The organism is Brachybacterium equifaecis (assembly GCF_023509525.1).
Lineage (GTDB): Bacteria > Actinomycetota > Actinomycetes > Actinomycetales > Dermabacteraceae > Brachybacterium > Brachybacterium equifaecis.
In genome coordinates this window covers 1-1,232 of sequence record NZ_JAKNCJ010000022.1, presented here as the reverse complement: position 1 = coordinate 1,232, position 1,232 = coordinate 1, and the positions used below count along the sequence as shown (strand labels likewise).

Here is a 1,232-nt window from a genome sequence, read left to right as displayed (position 1 = left end):
TGTTGCTGGCCATGAGGTTGTTGACGCTCGCGCCGTGACGACGCGCTCCAAGTTTGGGTGCGGTCGAGTGCTACAGTGAACATGTTCAGTGAACGTGTTCAGTTAAGGATGGCGAATGACACCCGCAGTGCGCGCGCAACTCAAGCAAGCCACGCGGTTGCGCGTCCTCGAGGCGGCGAATCGGCTGTTTCAGGAGCGCGGCTTCGACGCCACAACGGTGCGAGACATTGCCGAGGCAGCTGGTGTCAGCGCCGGGACGGTGATGACGGTCGGCGACAAGAACGCGTTGCTGGTGCGGGTCTTCGACACGATGCTGGGGGACGAGCATGCGCGGCGCGGCGGCGTAGACCCTCAGCCGGTTGGCGACGCCGACAGCTGCGCGAAGCGCTTGGGCATTCTGGTCCAACCGTTCATCACCATGTTCATGGGCGGGCCCGAGCTGGCGCGGGCGTACGCGTCGATCCTCGCATCCGGAGCTCATTCCTCATCGCTATTCACCGCGCTTGCCGCCCGACTCCTAGAAGAGTTCGCCGTCGCGATCACTAAGCACGGGTGCACCTCGCTTGCTGACGCACCAGCCAAGGCGCAGGCACTATATGCCGCCTACGTCGGCACGCTCTTCACTTGGTCGGCACTCGGCTCGGACGATCCGTCCGGCCTCACAAACAGCCTCAGAACTTCGTTCGAGGCGATCTGCACCTGCAAGGAGTGACTCAATGCCACTGACCCCTGACCTGTGGTGGCCTCCGGTCGTTCTCGCGCTCGCCTTGTTCGGCGACGCGGCGATGTCTCTGCGCCCGCCGAAGTTTATCCGTGACTGCTTGAACGGCGTAGGCTTCCCCCGCGAGTGGTGGTGGACTCTCATCGTCATCAAGACGCTCGCCGTGGTCGGACTCATCGCGGGGATCTGGATTCCCGGCATCGCTCTGGCCGCCAACATCGGCGTGATTGTCTACTTCGTTAGCGCGGCCGCCGCCCACATCCGAGCGCGGTTCACCGGGCAGGCGTTCTGGCTCAACTGCCTCGGTATGCTCGCGCTCTCCGTCGCAGTCCTCGTTCTCTCGTTCACGCTCTGAATGGCCGATACCTCGAGATGCGCATCCCCTAATGTGACATCCCAGCGCCCTCACCGGAATGCACCCCTCACGCCTGAAGGGCGCAAGCGGCTGATCGAGCGATGCCGCACCCGTCCGATCGCGCACGTGGCTGCCGAGATGGGCATCTCCCGTGCC

Annotated in this window: 2 protein-coding genes; both read left to right on the top strand. The window is 64.0% G+C overall.

Going from position 1 to position 1,232, the window contains the following annotated elements; translation table 11 throughout:
* Nucleotides 1–115: 115 nt before the first annotated feature.
* A complete protein-coding gene (locus tag Bequi_RS14120) occupies nucleotides 116–712 on the top strand; it encodes a TetR/AcrR family transcriptional regulator (protein WP_191873480.1) in 597 nt (198 codons plus the stop codon).
* A 4-nt stretch (nucleotides 713–716) separates the two neighbouring features.
* Complete coding sequence (locus Bequi_RS14115; protein ID WP_249738571.1) at nucleotides 717–1,076, top strand: DoxX family protein; 360 nt, start codon at nucleotides 717–719, stop codon at nucleotides 1,074–1,076.
* The last annotated feature ends 156 nt before the right edge of the window (nucleotides 1,077–1,232 follow it).